The organism is Brevundimonas subvibrioides ATCC 15264 (assembly GCF_000144605.1).
GTDB lineage: Bacteria > Pseudomonadota > Alphaproteobacteria > Caulobacterales > Caulobacteraceae > Brevundimonas > Brevundimonas subvibrioides.
Genome location: NC_014375.1, coordinates 1,543,353 through 1,560,237, shown reverse-complemented (window position 1 = coordinate 1,560,237; position 16,885 = coordinate 1,543,353). Strand labels below are relative to the sequence as shown.

Below are 16,885 nucleotides of genomic sequence, written 5' to 3'. Positions count from 1 at the left end.
GATCGGTTCAGATCGTCGCTTAGGCGATGATCTTGGCAACCACGCCGGCGCCGACGGTGCGGCCGCCTTCACGGATGGCGAAGCGCAGCTTCTCTTCCATGGCGATCGGGGTGATCAGCTCGACGTTCAGCTCGGCGTTGTCGCCGGGCATGATCATCTCGACACCTTCCTTGAGGTGCACGATGCCGGTCACGTCCGTGGTGCGGAAGTAGAACTGCGGGCGGTAGTTGGTGAAGAACGGCGTGTGACGGCCACCCTCTTCCTTGGTCAGGATGTAGGCCTCGGCCAGGAACTTGGTGTGCGGGGTGATGGAGCCCGGCTTGCACAGGACCTGACCGCGCTCGACGTCTTCACGCTTGGTGCCGCGCAGCAGCACGCCGACGTTGTCGCCCGCCTGACCCTGGTCCAGCAGCTTGCGGAACATTTCCACGCCCGTGCAGGTCGTCTTCTGGACGGGGCGGATGCCGACGATCTCGACTTCCTCACCGACCTTGACGATGCCGCGCTCGACGCGACCCGTGACCACGGTGCCGCGGCCCGAGATCGAGAACACGTCTTCCACCGGCATCAGGAACGGCAGGTCGACCGGGCGTTCCGGCTGCGGGATGTAGGCGTCGACGGTTTCCATCAGCGCCAGAACCTGCTGCTCGCCGATTTCCGGGTTCACGCCGTCGGTCGCGGCCTTGGCCGAGCCCATGGTGATCGGAATGTCGTCGCCCGGGAACTGGTAGGACGAAAGCAGCTCGCGCACTTCCATCTCGACGAGCTCCAGCAGCTCCTTGTCGTCGACCAGGTCGACCTTGTTCATGAACACGACCAGGGCGGGCACGCCGACCTGACGGGCCAGCAGGATGTGCTCGCGGGTCTGCGGCATCGGGCCGTCGGCGGCCGACACCACCAGGATCGCGCCGTCCATCTGGGCGGCGCCGGTGATCATGTTCTTCACATAGTCGGCGTGGCCGGGGCAGTCGACGTGGGCATAGTGACGGTTGGCCGTCTCATATTCGACGTGCGCGGTGTTGATCGTGATGCCGCGGGCCTTCTCTTCCGGAGCCGCGTCGATGTCCGCATAGGCCATCGCCTTGGCGCCACCGGCCTTGGCCAGCGTCATCGTGATCGCCGCCGTCAGCGTCGTCTTGCCGTGGTCCACGTGACCGATCGTGCCGATGTTGCAATGCGGCTTGTTACGTTCGAACTTTTCCTTGGCCATGGCCAAACTCCTGATGGCCCGGGTTGAGGGGCGCTGGGTGCTATCAAAAACCTGGAGCGGGTAGACGGAATCGAACCGACATATTCAGCTTGGAAGGCTGCTGTATTACCATTATACTATACCCGCACGGAAACCACGGCAGTCCCTTGTTTTTGCAAGGAATTGTCCGCAGTCGATCCTCTTTTTCGCGCTCGTTCGCCGTGTCGAAACCGCGTGGTGGGGGAAGCAGGACTCGAACCTGCGAAGCTTACGCAGGGGATTTACAGTCCCCCCCCTTTGCCGCTCGGGACATTCCCCCTCGCGCGTTTCGAACCGTCGAACCCTGACCCGATACCCGTCTTTCGACAGCTATCGGAACAAAAGGCTTCTGGGTCGGGACACGCCTGAGATAGAGGGTGCGCCAGACCCGAAAGCCCTAGGGCTCCAAATCGGAGGGCGTCTTATAGTGTCGAGAAATCCAGAACGCAACGACCGGAAATCGGGTCCGAAAACGGCCTCGAAACCGGGCGGCAAACCCCCTTTCAAGCCGCGCTCCGGTGACGCTTCGGCCGAACAGCGTGGGCCGAAACCGGGTGGCTGGAACCCCAACCCGCCGGCCAGGGCCTTTTCCTCGGCCGCCCCGCGCCCGAGCCGGGGCAAGGTCGATGCCGACGGCTTCCTGTGGGGCCGCCACCCCGTGCTGGCGGCCCTGGCCAATCCGGCCCGCAAGGGCATGGGCCGGCTTCTGGCCACCGAAGACCGCGCCGCCGAGATCGAGCGCGAAGGCACGGCCAACGGCCACAAGATCGAGGTCATGGACGCCCAGACCCTCGAACGCATGCTGCCCGCCGGGGCCGTTCACCAGGGCATGGCCTTCAAGGTCCAGCCGCTGGAGGGCGTCAGCCTCGAGGACCTCGGCGATCCGGCCGAGGGAATCATCGTCATGCTGGACCAGCTGACCGACCCCCAGAACGTCGGGGCCATCTTCCGCTCGGCCCTGGCCTTCGGCGCGCGCGGCATCGTCGTCCAGGACCGTCATTCGCCGGTGCTGGCCGGTGCCCTCGCCAAAGCCGCCGCCGGGGCGACCGAACGCCTGCCCTGCGCCCGCGTGACGAATCTGTCCCGCGCCCTGGAACGCCTCGCCGACCTCGGCTGGCGCGCCGTGGGTCTGGACGGCGATTCGGAGGAACTGCTGGAGAACGCCCTCGACCACCGCCCGACCGTCCTGGTCATGGGGTCCGAGGGCGACGGCATCCGTCGTCTGGTCGCCGAGCACTGCGACGTGCTGGCGAAGATTCCCATGCCCGGCGGCTTCGAGAGCCTGAACGTCTCCAACGCGGCGGCCGTCGCCCTGTATGAGGCCACGCGCAAGCAACGCTGATCCGCCCCTCCCCATTCGCGCGGCGAGTGGGGAGGAGGCTTGGCGGTACGGATTCACCCCGCTAGAGACCGCGCATGGAATTCCTCAGCTCTCCCGAACTCGCCAGCCAGCTGTCCGCCCTGGGCAAGGTGCTGGCCATCGACTTGGTCCTGGCTGGCGACAACGCCGTCGCCGTCGGCCTGGCCGCCGCCGCCCTGCCCCAGGAACTGCGTCGCAAGGCCATCCTGATCGGTCTGGCCGCCGCCGTCGTCCTGCGGATCGTGTTCGCCCTCGTCACCGTCCAGCTGCTGGCCATCGTCGGCCTGCTGATCGCGGGCGGGGTGCTGCTGCTCTGGGTCTGCTGGAAGATGTGGCGCGAGCTGCAGGAGGCGGCCACCCACGACCAGGCCGAGGCCCAGGCCGAGCTCGAGCTCGCCCTCGCAATCGAACACGGCAAGGGCCCCTCGCCCGAGGAAATGGGCCTGAAGCGCAAGAGCTTCGGCGCCGCCCTCGTCCAGATCCTGATCGCCGACGTGACCATGTCGCTGGACAACGTCCTGGCCGTCGCGGGCGCGGCCCACGACCACCCCTGGATCATGGTCTTCGGCCTCGTGCTCTCGATCGGCCTGATGGGCGTGGCCGCGACCTACATCGCCAAGCTGCTGGGTCGCTACCGCTGGATCGGCTACGTCGGCCTGGTCATCGTGCTCTACGTCGCCATCCACATGATCTGGGACGGCTATCGCTCGACCGTGGTGCGGGCCCTGGCCGTGGAACAGCACAACGCCTCGGCTCCCGCCTTCCTCGACGTCACCGCCGAGGAGGTGACGAAGTCCTGCCGTCCGGAGAAGGGCGAAAAGCTGACGATCTGTCTGGCCCAGCAGGCGATCGCTGAACCCTGACGCCGCCTGACGTCGGGGCCGGGTCCGCTATCGTCCCTACGGCTTCGCTTCTACGATGGGGATCGTCACCTTTCCCCATCGATGAACCTGCGGAGTGCCCGATGAGCCTGATGCTTCTGCCCCTCCTGCTCGCCGGGCCGATGACGACCGCGGCCGAGCCGGTGCCGCCGGCCGTCGTCCAGTCGGGCGTCCGCACCATCGGCGTCGGCGATCCGCTCCGCCGTCCGATCCTCGACGCCCTGAGGCCGTCCATCCAGCGCGATCTCGGCGGCCAGCCGGTGCAATTCGTGGTGGACCGGCTGCGGGTCCAGGGCGACTGGGCCTTTTACGCGGGGTCGATCCAGCAGCCCGGCGGGCGGCCCATCGACTTCGGCCGGACCCGCTACGCCAGCGCGCTGGAGAACGGCGTGTTCGACGGTCCGGGCACCTACGCCCTGCTGCGCCGGAGCGGCGGCACCTGGCGGGTCGTGACCTTCGTCATCGGCCCGACCGACGTCGCCTGGCTGGCCTGGCCGGACGAGTTCAACGCGCCGGCCGCCCTGTTCGACTAGTTTTCGTCGTTCGGGTCGACGCGCCGACCGGCGTGTTCCGGGACGATGGCGGGTTCATCACAAAGCGCACAAAGGGAACCACAAAGGGCACGACGGATCCTGTGCGTTCGCCAGAACCGCGTCTGCGGTTGCCTCGGACCTATGCGGCGTATGCCGCGATCAGGAATTAGAAGCGAAGACGTCGACCTGCACAAGGCACCGCTGCCTTCGTGCCCTTCGTGGCCTTCTTTGTGCCCTTTGTGATGAACCGTCCTCACGCGCTGCAGCGCTTGTAGGATCAGCGACGGTTCCAGCTCCGCCGATCGGTCCAGCCGAACGCGCGGGGAATCAGTCCGCCCCGCCGAAGCGCTCGGACCATTCCGCCACCTGGACGTCCTCGATCTTCCTGAACAGCACCTCGGCCGAGGCCACCTTCTGGCCGCGCGGCAGGCGGTCCAGCAAGGCCTCGTCCGCCGCCGGCCATGACAGGTCCGTCTCGCCCACCGTCGCCGCGATCGTCGGGGCGGTGAACGGCAGGACCGGGGCCGCCAGCCGCGCGAACAGGGCGACCAGATTCAGGCCCGTCCGCACCCCGACGGCCGAGCGTTCGACATCGGTCTTGTAGGCGGTCCAGGGCGCGGCCTCCTGCAGGTATTCGTTGCCCAGCACCCAGACGGCGCGCAGGGCCACGCAGGCCTTCCTGAACTCCATCGCCTCGAAGGCGGCCGTGGCCTCGGCGATGCCCGCCGCCACATCGGCCTCCAGTTTCGCCTCCAGCGGGCCCGGTGTGCCGCCGTCCGGCACCACCCCGTCGAATTTCGATTCCGCGAACTTGACGATCCGGTTGACGAAATTGCCCAGCACATCGGCCAGGTCCTTGTTGGTCGTCGACTGGAACTGCTCCCAGGTGAAGGCCGCGTCCGACCCTTCCGGCCCATAGGCCGTCAGGTGCCAGCGCCAGTAGTCGGCGGGCAGGATCTCCAGCGCCTGGTCCATGAAGACCCCGCGCTTCTGCGACGTCGAGAACTTGCCGCCGTACCAGTTCAGCCAGTTGAAGGCCTTCAGCGTGTCGACCGTCTTCCACGGCTCGCCCGACCCCAGGATGGTCGCGGGGAAGCTGACGGTGTGGAAGGCCACGTTGTCCTTGCCCATGAACTGGACGTAGCGGACGTCGTCGGCCCCCTCGTCCAGCCGCCACCAGTCGCGCCAGGTCGTGCCATTGGCCTCGGCCCACTCCTCGGTCGCGCCGATGTATTCGATGGGCGCGTCGAACCAGACGTAGAAGACCTTGCCCTCCATGCCCGGGCGCGGCCCGCCGTCGTCACCGACCACCGGCACGCCCCACTTCAGGTCGCGCGTGATTCCCCGGTCGATCAGCCCCTCGTCGAGGTGCTTCAGCGCGATCGACTTCGCCAGCGTCTGCCAGTCGGACTTCGACTCGATCCAGCCCCGGATCCGGTCCTCGATCTTCGTCTGCAGCAGATACAGGTGGCGCGTGTCGCGCACCTCGAGGTTGGTCGAGCCCGAGACCGCCGAATAGGGGGCGATCAGGTCGGTCGGGTCCAGCAGCCGCCCGCAGTTGTCGCACTGGTCGCCCCGCGCGCCGACGTGGCCGCAGTGGGGGCAGGTCCCCTCGACATAGCGGTCGGGCAGGAAGCGCGCGTCGTCGACCGAATAGACCATCCGGTCCACCCGTTCCTCGATCAGGCCGTTGGCCTCCAGCACCTTGGCGAAATGCTGCGTCAGCCGCCGGTTCGGCTCGCGCGAGGACCGGCCGAACCAGTCGTAGCTCAGGCCGAACGCCTGTCCCGCCGCCTTCTGGATCTCGTGCTGTTCGTCGCAATAGGTCTGGACGTCCTGACCGGCGGCCGCGGCGGCCAACTCGGCCGGCGTCCCGTGCTCGTCCGTGGCGCAGATATAGAGGACTTCATGCCCCTGCCCGCGCTTGAACCGGGCGAAGACATCGGCCGGCAGCATCGACCCCGCCAGATTCCCCAGATGCTTGATGCCGTTGATGTAGGGCAGCGCCGAGGTGATCAGGATGCGGGGCATGGGTGTCCGGGGGTCAGGGGAGCGGTCGGATATAGGGCGATGCGGCCCCGGCGTCACCCTTCGCGCTCCCTGTCTAGGACGCTTTACATTTGCCGCTCCGTGATGTACAGGGTGCTTTACATCTCGAACGCCCGGTCAGGGGATCGGGCCAACACGGAGCCGGACGATGTCGCGTGGACTGGGCTGGACGCTGGGAGGAATCTTCGCCGGTTTCGGCGTGCTGTTCTTCACCGTATGGCGGTCGGAAGACTCGATGAGCATGGTGGCGATCATGTTCGCGGTGTCCTCGGTGATGTTCGCCACCACGGAGGCCACGCAGAAGCGCAAGGCTCCCTGCCCGGATCAGGCCGGGGATCAGGCCTCGGCGGACTGACCCGGGCCCGCCTGCAGCCGCCGCGCGATCCGCACGAACCGGCCCGTCAGCAGGCTCGCCGACACCAGGCTGGCGATGATCACCGCCCAGACCAGGCCATCGACGCCGATCCGGTGGGCCAGCACCCAGCCCAGCGGCATCATCACGGCGCCGTACGAGAAGAAATGCATGATCGTCGGCCACCAGACGTCGCCCGCCGCGCGGTTGGCCTGTGACGCCACCACCTGGATGCCGTCGGCCACGAAGAACAGGCTGGCCAGTACCAGGGCCGGCACCGCGATCGCCGCCAGTATGGGATCGCGGTTGTAGGCGGCGATCAGCAGCGGCGCGGTCGGCCACACCACCAGCGCCACGATCAGGGTCAGCACGGCGATCGTTCCGATCCCGACCAGCCCGTTCCGCAGCACGCCGCGCGCGTCCTCTGCTCCATAGGCCCGGCCCACCAGCACCGCTGTCGCCGACGACAGACCCATCGGCACCATGAAGACGATGGCCGAGATGTTCAGCACGATGGCCCAGGCCGCCGTCTCTTCCGTCCCCAGCTGCCCGGCGATGAAGGTCATCAGGGCGAAGGCCCCGACCTCGATGAAATAGGACGCGCCCGACCCGGCGCCGATCTTGATCTGCTCGCGCTCGGCCGGCGGGTCCTTCGGCGGCTTGTTGAACACCCCCAGCGCCCGCGCCTCCGGCAGGCGGACGATGTAGATCACGAGGAACACGGCCAGCGACCCGCGCGCGAAGAAGGTCGCCCAGGCCGAGGCCTCAGCCCCGAACAGCCCGATGCCCAGGATGTCGGGCACCAGCAGCAGGTTCAGCGCCAAGTTGACGCCGTTGGCCACCCACATGGCGATCATGCCCGGCTTGGGCTTGCCCAGGGCCTCGAGGAAGAACTGGGCCGCCACCGAGATCAGATAGGCGGGCATGCCCAAGGCGAAAACGATAAGAGCCGGCCGCGCCCCCTCGCCCAGCCCGTCGGCCAGGTTCAGCTGCGTCAGGGCCCACGGCCCGACGACGATCAGGGCGATCATCGCCGCGATCCCCAGCTGCAGCGAATAGACCAGCCCGCGCCGCAGCACGGCTCCGGCCTCGTCGCGCCGACCCTCGCCGATCCGCCGCGCGGTCATCACCTGCACGCCCAGCAGCAGGCCGACCGCCGTCGTCACCATGATCGAGGTGGGAGCCAGCGCCAGCGAGCTGTAGGCCAGCTCGGTGCTCGAATAGTTGCCGACCACGATCGCGTCGGTCAGCCCCATGGTCATGATGCCGATCCGTGCCAGCACCACCGGCCAGGCCAGCGTCAGCAGCTCGCGCGTGGCGGCCCGGGTGGAGGGGGAGAGGAAGGGCATGAGCGGTCTTTGAGGCAGTAGGCAGTAGGCAGTAGAGGGTAGATCAGGGCCGCGAGGGTGAGATCGGGCCGGTCGCTATAGCCGCTTCCGCCAGCCCCGTCTTCACTGCCTACTGCCTACTGCCTCCTGCCTCTCTCTTCACCACGCCCCCATCTCCCGCAACTGCTTGGCCAGATCCTCCGGCATGTCCCCGGCGTCCAGCGACGACAGGTCCGGGGGCGCGTCCTTGGGCTCCAGATAGCGCCAGCCCTGGAACGGCCTGCGCGCCTGCGGGGCCGTGCGGATCACCTCGGGCGACAGCTTGATCAGGCACATCGACGCCTTGCCCTCGCCTTTCGTCGTGATGTCCAGGATCGGCATCCGGCAGGTCACCGAGCCCTTCATGACCCAGAAGATCGACCCCCCGTCCTCGATCTCGGGCGCGCGCTTGGGCGTCATCCGGGTGTTGACCGTCAGCCAGTCCCCCTTGGCCGCCCGCCGTTCCAGCGTCTCGACCTTGGCGACACCGACGCAGAGCTTGATCATGTGGAGAGGCATGGTCGGGCACTATCATCTCCCTCGCCCTCGGGGGAGGGTCGTCGATGCGAAGCCGCGACGGGGTGGGGCGGGCAAGGTGACGCGGGGCAGGCCTGTGGGGTCTAGCCTCCCCCTCTCCCGGCGGGAGAGGGTCAAATCCGTTGGACTCATGGAGTCCAACGGAGTGCAAATTCTGTTGAGCGAAATCAGCGACTTGCACGTGCTAGACTCGGTTTTTCCGAGTGCAATTGCCTCAGCCTCCGCCCATCACAGGGCCTCATAGGCAAAGTGCACAAGCCTCTGTATTAAAACACTTTCCTGCCTAGACGTCGGCCTCGACCACCGCCAGCACCGCATCTGCCGCCACCTGGTCCCCGACGGCGAAGGCCACCTCGCCCACCACCCCGTCGAACGGCGCGTTGAGCGCATGCTCCATCTTCATGGCCTCCAGCACGATGACCGGCTGGCCCTTGGTCACCACATCCCCGGCCTTCGCCGGCGTCGCCACGATCTTGCCGGGCATAGGCGCGCGAAGCGACCCGTCGGAGGCGGTGCCGGCCGCTCCGCTACGCGGTGCCTGGCGCGAGACTTCATAGCGGTCGCCGCCGTGAAAGACGACCAAGCCCCCGTCGATCTCGGGCCCGTAGCTAACCACCGGATAGCCGTTCAGATAACCAGCTTGATGCCTGATGCCATCGATGAAGAAGGTCTGCTGCATGACGGCCGCGCCGTTCAGCCGGAAGCCGCGCGATCCATATTCGGTGTCCCAGGCGTCGCCCGAGTCGACCGCCCTGGACCTCCATAGGAGGTCGCTGGCGTCCTGAATGACGGCCTCGGGCGGTTCGCCAACGGCCGTCAACGCCCCCTCCTCCGCCCCGATGAACCCCGTGTCCACGTCCCCCGCCACGAAGCGCGGATGCTCCAGGCACCGCACCAGGAACCCCGCATTGGTCCGCACCGGCCAGACCTCGACCGACCCGCACGCCTCCGCCAGCCCCGCGGCCGCCTCTTCCCGCGTCTCCGCATGCACGATCAGCTTGGCGATCATCGGGTCGTAGAACTGGCTGACCTCGCCGCCCTGCTCCACGCCCGTGTCGATCCGCACCCCGTCCGGCAGCACGAAATGCTCCAGCTTGCCGATGCTCGGCAGGAAGCCGTTCGCAGGATCCTCGGCATACAGCCGCGCCTCCATGGCCCAGCCGTGGATCGCCAGCTGGTCCTGCCTCAGCGGCACGGGCTCGCCCGCCGCCGCCCGGAACTGCCATTCGACCAGATCGACGCCGGTGATGGCCTCGGTCACCGGGTGTTCGACCTGCAGCCGGGTGTTCATCTCCATGAACCAGATGCGGTCGGCCCGCAGCCCCTCGGTCCCGTCGGCGATGAACTCGATGGTCCCCGCCCCGACATAGTTTACGGCCTTGGCCGCCTTGACCGCCGCCGCCGTCACCGCCGCCCGGGTCGCTTCGTCCATCCCGGGGGCCGGGGCCTCCTCGATTACCTTCTGGTGCCGCCGCTGCAGCGAGCAGTCGCGCTCGAACAGGTGCACGACCTCGCCGTGGGCGTCGCCGAACACCTGAACCTCGATGTGGCGCGGCGACAGGATGTATTTCTCGATCAGGACCCGGTCGTCACCGAAGCTGGACGCCGCCTCGCGCCGGCAGGAGCCCAGCGCATCCAGGAAGGCCTCGGCCGCATCGACCCGCCGCATCCCCTTGCCGCCGCCGCCCGCCACGGCCTTGATCAGCACCGGATAGCCGATCGCGTCGGCCTCCGCCTTCAGGCGTTCGGGCGACTGGTCCTCGCCCATATAGCCGGGCGTGACGGGCACCCCCGCCTCGACCATCAGCTTTTTCGCCGCGTCCTTCAGCCCCATGGCCCGGATCGCCGCCGGCGGCGCGCCGATCCAGACGATCCCGGCCGCCATCACGGCCTCGGCGAACTCGGCGTTCTCGCTCAGGAAGCCATAGCCGGGGTGAATCGCCTCCGCCCCCGTCGCCTTGGCCGCCGCCAGCACCCTGGCCGCATCGAGGTACGATTCGCGCGCCGGGGCCGGCCCGATCAGCACCGCCTCATCGGCCTCCCGCACATGCAGGGCCTTGGCGTCGGCCTCCGAATAGACGGCGATGGTGCGGATCCCCATCCGCTTGGCGGTGCGGAAAACGCGGCAGGCGATCTCGCCACGATTGGCGACCAGGACGGATGTGAACATGCGCCCGGTTTAGAGGGGCACACGGCGATTGTCTCCTCCCCGTGCGCAGCATGGGGCTTGCGGTCGGCTCGTATACGAGCCGATCCTCAAGGCGCGGCGCGGCTTCGCGCCGTGACGGAGGGGGCGAGACGGTGCCCGAAGCGAGTGCTGGCGGGCGCTCGACCGGCGCGACCCGGTCGCCCCCTCCGTCAGCTCGCTAGGGCTCGCTGCCACCTCCCCATCGCTCCGCGACGCGGAGGAGACGTGCGGTTCTACTCCGCCCAGCTCGGGCTGCGCTTTTCGAGGAAGGCCAGCACGCCCTCCTGACCCTCTTTCGACACCCGCGCCTTGGCGATGCGCCTGGCGGTGTCCTCCATCAGGCCGCGGTCGATCGACTCGCCGGCCAGATCGTTGACCAGCCGCTTGGCCTCGCCCATCGCGCCGGGCGCGTTCTGGGTCAGGCTGTCGGTCAGCATCGACACGAACTCGTCCATCGACCCCTCGGGCAGGACCATGTCGATGATCCCGGCGTGGGCGGCATAGTCGGCGTCGAAGATGTTGGCCGTCAGGAACAGCTGCTTGGCCCGGCGCGCGCCGACCGCCTCGATCACATAGGGCGCGATCGTCGCCGGGATCAGGCCCAGCTTGACCTCGGAGAACGCGAACCGCGTCCCCTCGACCGCCACCGCCATGTCGCAGGCGCAGACGATGCCCGCCCCGCCGCCCATCGCCGCGCCCTCGACCAGGGCGACCGTCAGGGCCGGAATGTCGTGCAGCGCCTTCAGCATCTTGGCCAGCATCATGGCGTCGTCGCGATTGTCGCTCTCGGACCAGCCGGCGGCGTCCCGCATCCAGCCCAGGTCCGCGCCCGCGCTGAAGGTCCCGCCCGCGCCCCGGATGAAGACCACCCGCACATTGTCGGCCCCGCCCAGCGTCTCGAAGGTCTCGTGCAGGGCGGCGATGGTCGCGGCGTCGAAGGCGTTCTTCTTGTGCGGCCGGTTGATGGTGACGAACACCACCCCGTCGGCCGTGCCGTCGACCTGCACCAGGTCATCGTTCGCGTCCGGGGCCGGATCGGGCACCAGCGGGTGCGAGATCGCATTCATTTCCAGCGCCTCGGCATCGGTGATGTCCAGGGCATTCAGGTCGTTTTCGGTGGGGTCGGCCATGGTGGTCTCCTGCGGCTGTCGCCCTATAACGCGTCTGGGGCCGAACGGAACATGGAGACGACGCCATGGCGACCAACACGACGGATCGCGTCCGCCGCATGAGCGTGTCCAGCGTCCACGTCCACTATGTGAACAAGGCCGAACGCAAGGGCCGCACGCGGGCGGAGGTGGACGAGGTCATCCGCTGGCTGACGGGCTATTCCCAGGACCAGCTGGAGGCCCTGCTGACGGCCGGAACGGACTTCGAGACCTTCTTCGCCGAGGCCCCCACGATGAACCCGAACCGCTTCCTGATCACCGGGACGATCTGCGGCCACCGGGTCGAGGCGATCGAGGACCCGTTCATGCGCGAGGTGCGCCACATGGACAAACTGGTCGACGAGGTCAGCAAGGGCAAGGCGATGGCGAAGATCCTGAGATCTCCGCCCGCCTGATCACATCCGGAAGATGCCGAAGGTCGTGTCCTCGACCGGCGCGTTCAGACTGGCGCTGATCGCCAGCCCCAGCATATCCCGCGTCTGCGCCGGATCGATGATCCCGTCGTCCCACAGCCGGGCCGTGGCATAGTAGGGATTGCCCTCGTCCTCATATTTCTGGCGCACCGGAGCCTTGAAGGCCTCGGCCTGCTCCGGGGTCCAGCTGTCGGCGTCGCGGTGGACGGTAGCCAGCACCGCCGCCGCCTGTTCGCCGCCCATCACGCTGATCCGGCTGTTGGGCCAGGTGAACAGGAAGCGCGGCGAATAGGCCCGGCCGCACATGCCGTAGTTGCCGGCCCCGAAGCTGCCGCCGATCAGGACCGTGAACTTGGGCACATTGGCCGAGGCGACCGCCGTCACCAGCTTGGCCCCGTCCTTGGCGATCCCGCCCGCCTCGTATTTTCCGCCGACCATGAAGCCACTGATGTTCTGCAGGAAGACCAGCGGGATCTTCCGCTTGCAGGCCAGTTCGATGAAGTGCGCCCCCTTCAGCGCGCTCTCCGAGAACAGCACGCCGTTGTTGGCCAGGATGGCGACCGGATAGCCCCAGATGCGGGCGAAGCCGCAGACCAGGGTGGTGCCGTACAGCGCCTTGAACTCCTCGAACTCCGACCCGTCGACCACCCGCGCGATGACCTCGCGCACGTCGTAGGGCGCCCGCACGTCATCGGGGATCAGACCATACAGCTCCTCGGCATCGAACGCCGGGGCCCGGGGCTCGCGCACATCCAGATCGACCCGTTTGACGGTGTTCAGATGGCCGACGATGCCCCGCACGATCTCCAGAGCGTGCTCGTCGTTCTCGGCGACATAGTCGACCACGCCGGACTTGCGGCCGTGCGTCTCCGCCCCGCCCAGTTCCTCGGCCGAGATGACCTCGCCCGTCGCGGCCTTCACCAGCGGCGGGCCGGCAAGGAAGATGGTGCCCTGGTTGCGCACGATCACCGTCTCGTCCGACATGGCCGGCACATAGGCCCCGCCGGCCGTGCACGATCCCATGACGCAGGCGATCTGGGGGATGCCCTTGGCCGACATCCGGGCCTGGTTGAAGAAGATACGGCCGAAATGGTCGCGGTCGGGAAACACCTCGGCCTGGTGCGGCAGGTTCGCCCCGCCCGAGTCGACCAGATAGACGCACGGCAGGTGGTTCTGCTCGGCGATCTCCTGGGCCCGCAGGTGCTTCTTCACCGTCATCGGGAAATAGGCGCCGCCCTTCACCGTCGGATCGTTGGCCACGATCATGACCTCGCGACCCGACACCCGCCCGACGCCGCAGATCATCCCGGCTCCGGGAGCCTCGTCGCCATACATGCCGTTGGCGGCCAGCTGCCCGACTTCGAGGAAGGGCGAGCCGGGGTCCAGCAGCCGCTCGACGCGGTCCCGCGGCAGCAGCTTGCCGCGTGCGACGTGCCGGTCCCGGCTGGCGTCGGAGCCGCCCCGGCCCGCCTTCTCCACCCGAGCGCGCAGCTCGGCGTTCAGGGCAGTGTTGTGGGCGTGCAGCGCCTTGAAGGCGGCGCTGGCAGGATCGACGGCGGAGGTCAGCTTCGGCATGGGGGTGGTTTAGGGGCGGTCGGGACGGAAGGCAAAGGGGGGCCCCTCTCCCCTTGCGGGAGAGGGCTTGAGCGCCCGCGAGCGAAGCGAGTGGACTTGCGCGAAAGGGTGAGGGGTCAGGCGGTGCCAACCGTCGAGAGCGATGTCACCCCTCACCCGCAAGGGGAGAGGGCTACTTCTTCAGCAACCGGTCCCGCGCGGCGTTCAGCTTCGCCGCCAGCCCCTCGGTGCCGCCCTGATCGGGGTGGGCCCGCCCCATCAATCGACGCCAGGCGGCATTGACCTGTTCGGGCGAGGCCCCGGTCCCGACCCCCAGGATCGACCGCGCCTCGGCATCGCCGATCGCCTCGCGCTTGACCGCCGCCGTCCGCATCCGCGAGGCCACCACCAGCCAAAGCGCCGCCCCGACCAGGCCGGCACCGCTGACCCATGCGCCCTTGGTCAGCGCCAGGACGCCGCCGACCAGCAGGGCGGCCGACACGAGCGTCGCCGCGACCCGCCAGTGACCTCTGCGCGGTCCTTCCGTCTGGCGACCCAGTCGGATCAGCGCCCACACGACGATGCCCGCCAGCACGAGCCAGATCAGGCTCATGCGAACTGTCCGATCAAGCGGCTTCGAGCGCCGGCAGGCTGACGTCGTCCAGGCCCAGGGCCTGCATCAGGTTACGCATCTCCTGGCGCGCCGCGACGTGGGCCAGCGACACCGCCACAGGCCGCACCTCGTTGGACAGGTCCGCCACGGTCAGGCCGAAGGGGAACAGCTCGCGATAGATGACCCGGTCGCGCAGCCCCGGCCCGACGCGGAAACCGACGCGCTTGGCCAGCTTCAGCATCCGCTCTTCCAGACGACGGCGGTTGCGCGCCTCGGCCACGGCCATGCGGTTGACCACGACGATCCAGTCGATGGCGGCATGGCGGCCCTCCTTGATCGCGCGGTGCTTTCTGGCCTCCCACACGCTCTCGGAATAGGTCGAGGGCTTGAGCAGGTCGAGGGTCACGGGATCGACGGTGCCCAGCATGTCGAAATCGACGAAGCTGTCGTTCATCGGCGTCACGATCTGGTCGGCACGGGCATGGGCGGCGCGCGACAGCGCGGTGTCCCCTCCCGGCGTATCGATCAGGATGACCTCGGCCCCGGACACCACCGCCTCGCTGAAAGCCGCCTCGAACCGCGCCAGTTGCTCGGCCTCCTCGGCCCGTGCCAGGGCCTTGCCGTCGCCCAGGTCCGGCTGCACCGGCATGGGCAGGGTGACGCCGTTGGCGGCCGTCCAGGCCGCCCGGTGCGAGAAGAAATGGGCCATCGACCGCTGCCGCAGATCCAGGTCCAGGATCGCGACCTTCCGGCCCGCGTGCATCAGGCCGCAGGCGATGTGGATCGCCAGGGTGGACTTGCCCGCCCCGCCCTTTTCGTTGCCGACGACGATGACCTGAGCCTGGTGCTGGGAGGGCTGCGTCATGATCCGATGATCCGGTGTTGGCGACCACCGACTCACTGGCCGGTCGTCATGGCCCACCAGAATCGGGCCCGCCGCCCCATCCGTCAACGAAAGGTTAAGCGACAGCTGTGGGAAGATAGCCGGCGACGCGGCTCAGCCCCGGCGCAGACACCCCAGATCGGCCGCGTCGGCGGCGCGACAGACGGCACGGGCCGCCTCGCCGGAGGTGGTGACCTTCAGCCGGGTCAGGGTGCGACCATCGACGTCGACGGTCTCGAACGCGGGCGTCAGATCGGCGACCGACGCGCCGGCCGCGCGGATGCGCGACCAGGCGGCCCGGGCCGCCGAGGGGCTGGAGAACGCCCCAAGTTGCAGGGTCTCGCTCGGGCCGGCCGTCGACATCCTCACAGATTCTTCTTCCACGGCACGCGTCGGGCGCATCGTCGGCAGACGGTCCGACACCTGCTGCAGCACCGCCTGTGTCACGACCGGTGCGGCGGCCTCGACCATCGCCGGTGCCGCCTGTTCCACGGCCCCGCGCAAGCCCAGGTCCCGGGCGTCCCACAGGGCATGGGGGTCCATGACCTCGACCTTGAGCGCACCGGGGTTGGCGATCGCGGCGGCATCGACGACGGCCGGGCGGATCGAGCCTTCGGACGCCTTCCGCGAGGGCCGGCTGGACCCATCCAGCGGTACGCTGGCCACGGCCTGGGCCATGGACTCGAACCGGTTCGGGTCGCCCTCGACCATGCCGCACGACGCGGTCGCGAGGCCGGCGAGACCGACGAGCACTGGACGAAGCATTCTGCTGGGCGTCATAAGCCGACCTGTAGCCCGGCACCATTTGCCGTCCGGTGCATGAACACGCTTAAGTCGAAGGGTTAATCCGGTAAGCATGAGCGAAAACTCTCCCTCCATGCCCATCGCGCGAAGCGTGGATGCGTTGCGTACCGCCGTTCGCGACTGGCGGCGCCAAGGGTTCACCGTGTCTTTCGTGCCGACCATGGGAGCCCTGCACGAGGGTCACCTGACCCTCGTGCGCGAAGCCGGACAGCGGGCGGACAAGGTCGTTGCCAGCGTCTTCGTTAACCCGACCCAGTTCGCCGCCCACGAGGATCTGGGCACCTATCCCCGGCGCGAGGCCGAGGACGCCGCCCTTCTGGCCGGCGCCGGATGCGACCTGCTGTTCGCCCCGACGGTGGGCGAAATGTATCCGGACGGCTTCGTCACCTCCGTCGCGGTCGGAGGACCGTCGCAGGGGCTGGAGACGGACTTTCGTCCCCACTTCTTCGGCGGCGTGGCCGTGGTGGTCGCCAAGCTGCTGAACCAGGTCCAGGCCGACGTCGCCGTGTTCGGCGAGAAGGACTACCAGCAACTGATGGTCGTGCGCCGCATGGCCCGCGACCTGGACATTCCGACCGCGATCGTCGGCGCACCCACGATGCGGGATGGCCATGGCCTCGCCCTGTCGTCGCGCAACGCCTACCTGTCGGAGCCCGAACTCGACGTCGCCCGCTGCCTTAACGGCGTCCTCGCCGAGGCCGCCATCAAGGCTGCCGACCGACGTCCCCTGGCCGCCGTCGAGCGCGACGCCTACTCGGACCTGCTCAAGGCCGGCTTCGAGCGGGTGGACTATGTCGCCGTGCGCCAGGCGGACAATCTGGCCCCGTTCCCGAACGGTGTCGTCGAGGCACCGGCGCGCATTCTGGCGGCGGCCTGGGTGGGAAAGACACGCCTGATCGACAATCTGGCCGTGTGACGCCTGTGGCGGCTTGACGCACCCCGACCTCTGATGTT

Annotated in this window: 16 protein-coding genes and 2 tRNA genes; 6 read left to right on the top strand and 12 right to left on the bottom strand. The window is 68.3% G+C overall.

The features are described from left to right. Nucleotides 1-19: 19 nt before the first annotated feature. From tuf to BRESU_RS07845, 3 genes are all read right to left on the bottom strand, one after another. The gene (gene tuf / locus BRESU_RS07855; RefSeq protein WP_013269004.1) at nucleotides 20-1,210 is read right to left on the bottom strand and encodes an elongation factor Tu; all 1,191 of its coding nucleotides are present in this window, start codon (nucleotides 1,208-1,210) and stop codon (nucleotides 20-22) included. 52 nt (nucleotides 1,211-1,262) lie between these two features. Further along, nucleotides 1,263-1,336: transfer RNA gene (locus tag BRESU_RS07850), tRNA-Gly, on the bottom strand. Nucleotides 1,337-1,424: 88 nt separating this feature from the next. Next, a tRNA-Tyr gene (locus tag BRESU_RS07845) sits at nucleotides 1,425-1,508 on the bottom strand. 147 nt (nucleotides 1,509-1,655) lie between these two features. Between BRESU_RS07845 and rlmB the strand changes: the two genes are divergently transcribed. From rlmB to BRESU_RS07830, 3 genes are all read left to right on the top strand, one after another. Beyond that, nucleotides 1,656-2,570, top strand: coding sequence for a 23S rRNA (guanosine(2251)-2'-O)-methyltransferase RlmB (gene rlmB / locus BRESU_RS07840; RefSeq protein WP_013269003.1), 915 nt, complete (start codon nucleotides 1,656-1,658; stop codon nucleotides 2,568-2,570). 74 nt (nucleotides 2,571-2,644) lie between these two features. Continuing rightward, on the top strand, nucleotides 2,645-3,451 hold the full coding sequence (locus tag BRESU_RS07835; protein WP_013269002.1) for a TerC family protein: 807 nt from the start codon (nucleotides 2,645-2,647) through the stop codon (nucleotides 3,449-3,451). A gap of 101 nt (nucleotides 3,452-3,552) precedes the next feature. Then, nucleotides 3,553-4,002 carry a hypothetical protein gene (locus BRESU_RS07830; protein WP_013269001.1) on the top strand — a complete coding sequence of 150 codons (450 nt, stop codon included), beginning with the start codon at nucleotides 3,553-3,555 and terminating at the stop codon, nucleotides 4,000-4,002. Between the two features lie 327 nt (nucleotides 4,003-4,329). On the opposite strand, the gene metG is transcribed toward BRESU_RS07830, so the two are convergent. After that, a complete protein-coding gene (metG, locus tag BRESU_RS07825; protein ID WP_013269000.1) occupies nucleotides 4,330-6,033 on the bottom strand; it encodes a methionine--tRNA ligase in 1,704 nt (567 codons plus the stop codon). Between the two features lie 166 nt (nucleotides 6,034-6,199). Here metG and BRESU_RS07820 point away from each other — a divergent pair, with 166 nt between their 5' ends. Further along, nucleotides 6,200-6,406 (top strand): hypothetical protein, encoded by a 207-nt coding sequence (locus BRESU_RS07820; protein WP_013268999.1) that lies wholly within the window; start codon nucleotides 6,200-6,202, stop codon nucleotides 6,404-6,406. On the opposite strand, the gene BRESU_RS07815 is transcribed toward BRESU_RS07820, so the two are convergent. From BRESU_RS07815 to BRESU_RS07800, 4 genes are all read right to left on the bottom strand, one after another. Next, nucleotides 6,388-7,752, bottom strand: a complete 1,365-nt coding sequence (locus BRESU_RS07815) for an MATE family efflux transporter (RefSeq protein ID WP_013268998.1) — start codon at nucleotides 7,750-7,752, stop codon at nucleotides 6,388-6,390. The genes BRESU_RS07820 and BRESU_RS07815 overlap by 19 nt on opposite strands. Before the next feature lie 138 nt (nucleotides 7,753-7,890). Further along, nucleotides 7,891-8,289, bottom strand: a complete 399-nt coding sequence (locus BRESU_RS07810; protein WP_013268997.1) for a DUF1489 family protein — start codon at nucleotides 8,287-8,289, stop codon at nucleotides 7,891-7,893. Nucleotides 8,290-8,590: 301 nt separating this feature from the next. Then, nucleotides 8,591-10,477 (bottom strand): acetyl/propionyl/methylcrotonyl-CoA carboxylase subunit alpha, encoded by a 1,887-nt coding sequence (locus BRESU_RS07805; RefSeq protein ID WP_013268996.1) that lies wholly within the window; start codon nucleotides 10,475-10,477, stop codon nucleotides 8,591-8,593. Nucleotides 10,478-10,728: 251 nt separating this feature from the next. Further along, on the bottom strand, nucleotides 10,729-11,625 hold the full coding sequence (locus tag BRESU_RS07800; RefSeq protein ID WP_013268995.1) for an enoyl-CoA hydratase-related protein: 897 nt from the start codon (nucleotides 11,623-11,625) through the stop codon (nucleotides 10,729-10,731). Nucleotides 11,626-11,690: 65 nt separating this feature from the next. Here BRESU_RS07800 and BRESU_RS07795 point away from each other — a divergent pair, with 65 nt between their 5' ends. Further along, nucleotides 11,691-12,059 carry a DUF2200 domain-containing protein gene (locus tag BRESU_RS07795; RefSeq protein WP_013268994.1) on the top strand — a complete coding sequence of 123 codons (369 nt, stop codon included), beginning with the start codon at nucleotides 11,691-11,693 and terminating at the stop codon, nucleotides 12,057-12,059. Here BRESU_RS07795 and BRESU_RS07790 read toward each other — a convergent pair whose 3' ends face one another. The 4 genes from BRESU_RS07790 to BRESU_RS07775 all read right to left on the bottom strand — a co-directional run bounded on the left by BRESU_RS07790 (nucleotide 12,060) and on the right by BRESU_RS07775 (nucleotide 15,892). Continuing rightward, nucleotides 12,060-13,652, bottom strand: coding sequence for a carboxyl transferase domain-containing protein (locus tag BRESU_RS07790; protein WP_013268993.1), 1,593 nt, complete (start codon nucleotides 13,650-13,652; stop codon nucleotides 12,060-12,062). 172 nt (nucleotides 13,653-13,824) lie between these two features. Further along, nucleotides 13,825-14,244: a J domain-containing protein gene (locus BRESU_RS07785; protein ID WP_013268992.1), complete on the bottom strand. Its 420-nt coding sequence runs from the start codon at nucleotides 14,242-14,244 to the stop codon at nucleotides 13,825-13,827. A gap of 13 nt (nucleotides 14,245-14,257) precedes the next feature. Next, nucleotides 14,258-15,109 (bottom strand): division plane positioning ATPase MipZ, encoded by an 852-nt coding sequence (locus tag BRESU_RS07780; protein ID WP_013268991.1) that lies wholly within the window; start codon nucleotides 15,107-15,109, stop codon nucleotides 14,258-14,260. Nucleotides 15,110-15,241: 132 nt separating this feature from the next. Continuing rightward, on the bottom strand, nucleotides 15,242-15,892 hold the full coding sequence (locus BRESU_RS07775; protein WP_156796130.1) for an SPOR domain-containing protein: 651 nt from the start codon (nucleotides 15,890-15,892) through the stop codon (nucleotides 15,242-15,244). A 112-nt stretch (nucleotides 15,893-16,004) separates the two neighbouring features. On the opposite strand from BRESU_RS07775, the gene panC reads away from it, so the two are divergent. After that, on the top strand, nucleotides 16,005-16,847 hold the full coding sequence (panC, locus tag BRESU_RS07770) for a pantoate--beta-alanine ligase (RefSeq protein WP_245528617.1): 843 nt from the start codon (nucleotides 16,005-16,007) through the stop codon (nucleotides 16,845-16,847). Nucleotides 16,848-16,885: the final 38 nt, after the last annotated feature.

Excerpts from the sequence above, each read along its gene's own strand:
- tuf (WP_013269004.1), bottom strand. The coding sequence starts at position 1,210 with ATGGCCAAGGAAAAGTTCGAACGTAACAAGCCGCATTGCAACATCGGC.
- BRESU_RS07835 (WP_013269002.1), top strand. The coding sequence starts at position 2,645 with ATGGAATTCCTCAGCTCTCCCGAACTCGCCAGCCAGCTGTCCGCCCTG.
- BRESU_RS07830 (WP_013269001.1), top strand. The coding sequence starts at position 3,553 with ATGAGCCTGATGCTTCTGCCCCTCCTGCTCGCCGGGCCGATGACGACC.
- metG (WP_013269000.1), bottom strand. The coding sequence starts at position 6,033 with ATGCCCCGCATCCTGATCACCTCGGCGCTGCCCTACATCAACGGCATC.
- BRESU_RS07820 (WP_013268999.1), top strand. The coding sequence starts at position 6,200 with ATGTCGCGTGGACTGGGCTGGACGCTGGGAGGAATCTTCGCCGGTTTC.
- BRESU_RS07815 (WP_013268998.1), bottom strand. The coding sequence starts at position 7,752 with ATGCCCTTCCTCTCCCCCTCCACCCGGGCCGCCACGCGCGAGCTGCTG.
- BRESU_RS07810 (WP_013268997.1), bottom strand. The coding sequence starts at position 8,289 with ATGCCTCTCCACATGATCAAGCTCTGCGTCGGTGTCGCCAAGGTCGAG.
- BRESU_RS07805 (WP_013268996.1), bottom strand. The coding sequence starts at position 10,477 with ATGTTCACATCCGTCCTGGTCGCCAATCGTGGCGAGATCGCCTGCCGC.
- BRESU_RS07800 (WP_013268995.1), bottom strand. The coding sequence starts at position 11,625 with ATGGCCGACCCCACCGAAAACGACCTGAATGCCCTGGACATCACCGAT.
- BRESU_RS07795 (WP_013268994.1), top strand. The coding sequence starts at position 11,691 with ATGGCGACCAACACGACGGATCGCGTCCGCCGCATGAGCGTGTCCAGC.
- BRESU_RS07790 (WP_013268993.1), bottom strand. The coding sequence starts at position 13,652 with ATGCCGAAGCTGACCTCCGCCGTCGATCCTGCCAGCGCCGCCTTCAAG.
- BRESU_RS07785 (WP_013268992.1), bottom strand. The coding sequence starts at position 14,244 with ATGAGCCTGATCTGGCTCGTGCTGGCGGGCATCGTCGTGTGGGCGCTG.
- BRESU_RS07780 (WP_013268991.1), bottom strand. The coding sequence starts at position 15,109 with ATGACGCAGCCCTCCCAGCACCAGGCTCAGGTCATCGTCGTCGGCAAC.
- BRESU_RS07775 (WP_156796130.1), bottom strand. The coding sequence starts at position 15,892 with ATGCTTCGTCCAGTGCTCGTCGGTCTCGCCGGCCTCGCGACCGCGTCG.
- panC (WP_245528617.1), top strand. The coding sequence starts at position 16,005 with ATGCCCATCGCGCGAAGCGTGGATGCGTTGCGTACCGCCGTTCGCGAC.